At 47.8% G+C, this 429-nt stretch carries 1 protein-coding gene; it reads right to left on the bottom strand.

Annotation, left to right across the window (positions count from 1 at the left end):
* Positions 1 to 404 (bottom strand): DUF6287 domain-containing protein (locus SCRDD08_RS10730; protein WP_231089385.1); only part of this gene is annotated, 404 nt, incomplete at its 3' end.
* Positions 405 to 429 lie beyond the last annotated feature (25 nt).

Below are 429 nucleotides of genomic sequence, written 5' to 3'. Positions count from 1 at the left end.
AATTGATTACCCAGATCGTCCTGCCATGTCCCAGCAATACTAGAGTAATCACCGTTTGCCAGAGCATTGACATCTATTCCTGAAGTTGCTGGAACTACTGGATTCTCTGGAACTTTTGGAGTATCCGGAGCTGCCGGGGTGTTATTATCTGTCGGAGTTTCAGCTTGACTAGAAGCACTCTGGTCGCTAGAAGTCTGAGGAGTTGAGGAGGCTGTCACGGAGCTAGAAGCAGAACTTTGCTTAGCTGATGGTTTGGTAGAGGACTTGCTTGAGCTGCTGGTCTTAGAGGTCTGAGAAGTAGAACTGCTGCCTGCCTTCGGGGACGGCTTAGGGCTACAAGCTACGAGCAGGAATACAGAGCACAGAGCAGCGGCTGTCAATAAAATAAGTTTATTACGTTTCATGATGGAACCTCCTTATCAGTTTATC

The organism is Streptococcus cristatus, from assembly GCF_001578775.1.
Classification (GTDB): Bacteria; Bacillota; Bacilli; order Lactobacillales; family Streptococcaceae; genus Streptococcus; species Streptococcus cristatus_A.
This window is presented reverse-complemented; position numbering and strand designations above follow the sequence as displayed.